Genomic DNA, 2334 nt, shown 5'->3' with positions numbered 1-2334 from the left:
CTTCCTCGTCATCGCCGAGGTCGAAGTCAGAGACTGCTTCTTCCTCGTCATCGCCAAGGTCGAAGTCAGAGACTGCTTCTTCCTCGTCATCGCCGAGGTCGAAGTCAGAGACTGCTTCTTCCTCATCCGGTCTCAGTGCGTTAGCAGCAGCAGCTAGACCTGCGACTCCGGCGACTCCGGCGACTACTCCGGCTGCTGTTAAGGCCGCACCACCTAATTTATTAGATTTGGCATCAGCGGCTGCGGGTGCAGTTGCGGGTGCAGTTGCAGTTGCGGCTGCGGGTGCAGTTGCGGGTGCGGCTGCGGGTGCAGTTGCGGGTGTGGCAGTTGCGGCTGCGGGTGCAGTTGCGGGTGTGGCTGCGGGTGCAGTTGCGGGTGCGGCTGCGGGTGCAGCAGTTGCGGCTGCGGGTGCAGCAGTTGCGGCTGGAGATTGACCGGCCATCTGTGGCACGGTATTTGAAGGCATACCCAGTGCTATGTCCGGGTCAAAATTTAGACCCAAGACTTCGATCAGGCTATCTGCATCCGGCTTTAGTCTTGAGAAGGGCAGCATTAATTGCTGGAGTTCCGGCTCCAGGGCAGCCGCAATTCCCAGGATGAGGTAAGAAACAGGCCTTTTCCCGCCGTCGGGTGTGGCGACCGTGTTGTCAGCCGTCATGTGCAGGAGCAGCCAAGTCCGATTTGCCTGGTAGTAGTCCAACCACTTCTGTTTAAGAGCAACTGAAAAAGTATCAAAAAAAGCCATAACCTCTTTATCCTCATCCTGATCGCTAGACCTATTAAACCATCATCAGGTCTAGCTCATCTTCCTCCTTCTTGACCACTGGTTGAACAGGATTTAGATAAAAATCTGACAGTAAGGAGAATAATTCGCGATCGGGCGTGTCGTTGGGCACTACTCCTTCGGGCATTGCCAAAATCTGGTCGGCGATGTTGAGGTAGTAATCGCAGACGTAGTTTAGGGAGGGATCGCTCTCGGCCATCTCAAACAAAGTCTTGCCTTTGACGCGAGAAACGCGGATGTCTTCAATCAGCGGCAGCACTTCCAGCACTGGCATCGGTACGGTGTCGATGTACTTGTCGATCAAATCGCGCTTGGAGGTGCGGTTGCCAATTAGACCAGCAAGGCGCAACGGGTGAGTCCGGGCTTTTTCGCGGACTGAGGCTGCAATGCGGTTGGCTGCGAATAAAGCGTCGAATCCGTTGTCGGTGACAATCATGCAGTAGTCGGCGTAGTTCAATGGGGCGGCAAAACCACCGCACACTACGTCGCCGAGCACGTCGAACAGGATGATGTCGTATTCCTCGAAGGCATTGAGTTCTTTGAGCAGTTTAACGGTCTCTCCGACTACGTAACCGCCGCAACCAGCTCCTGCTGGCGGGCCGCCTGCTTCTACGCAGTCAACGCCGCCGTAGCCTTTGTAGATGACATCTTCGGGCCAAACGTCTTCGTAGTGATAGTCCTTTTCTTGAAGGGTGTCAATAATTGTGGGGATTAAAAAGCCTGTGAGGGTAAATGTGCTGTCGTGCTTTGGATCGCAACCGATTTGCAAAACTTTTTTGCCGCGCTTGGCTAGGGCAACGGAGATGTTGCAGCTTGTTGTCGATTTGCCAATTCCACCTTTTCCGTAAACTGCGAGTTTCACTCTTTGTTCTCCTATAGGTTTCTATCAAAACGATCGGGCTGGGGTTTCACGCTTTGATTTTGCGATCGCCCCAATGCAACAGCCTTTCCTCCAATCCCCTTACTGCAATCCCAATTCTTGTCAAGTTTGGAGTCGGCCGTGCACAAAGCTCGTTGAAAGCATTATTAGCTAACTTGCGAGGAAAAGAAAGGGGCTCTCGAAATGAAAATGCTAGTAAATTTGTTTATTTTGCATCTCTGGGCATCTTAGCTGCTTTTTTGATTTACTAATCTATTTTTATAAAAATTTTAGATTTTAATTTGATTTTAGAATACTTTCTTAATAAAAAGAGGTACAAAAACAAAACAAAAGTTAACTTCTCAAATAATCTCGGTCTTTGGGTTTGGGGCTAGGATGGGTGCAGTTGATGGCTTGTGGGGTAAGTGGAGGGGCAACAAAGGCGCTAGTGGATGAGGCAAAGCCGAAAGTAAGTTGGGTTAATTGGGCCTGGGATGCCAAAATTAGACGATTTTGGATTTGAGATTTGAGATTTTAGATTAGGAAAGAGTGATTTTGCTTGGGTTTTGAGTGTTGTGTAAAAAATTGTGAATTTTTAGTAATTGAGCGACAGTGGGCAGTGGGCAGTGGGCAGTTGGCAGTGGGCAGTGGGCAGTGGGCAGTGGGCAGTGGGCAGTGGGCAGTGGGCAGT

General features: G+C 50.7%; 2 protein-coding genes. Both read right to left on the bottom strand.

What is annotated here, in order from left to right:
- On the bottom strand, nucleotides 1-745 hold a 745-nt coding region (locus QT974_RS09200; RefSeq protein ID WP_333468202.1), incomplete at its 3' end, for a DUF5331 domain-containing protein.
- Between the two features lie 34 nt (nucleotides 746-779).
- Entirely contained in the window at nucleotides 780-1646 is an 867-nt protein-coding gene (gene bchL, locus QT974_RS09195; protein WP_265237962.1) for a ferredoxin:protochlorophyllide reductase (ATP-dependent) iron-sulfur ATP-binding protein, read from the bottom strand.
- Nucleotides 1647-2334 lie beyond the last annotated feature (688 nt).

This window comes from Microcoleus sp. BM001215392 (assembly GCF_036700185.1).
GTDB lineage: Bacteria > Cyanobacteriota > Cyanobacteriia > Cyanobacteriales > Microcoleaceae > Microcoleus.
Note: the sequence above shows the minus strand (reverse complement) of the source record. Positions and strands in the feature narration are given on the sequence as shown.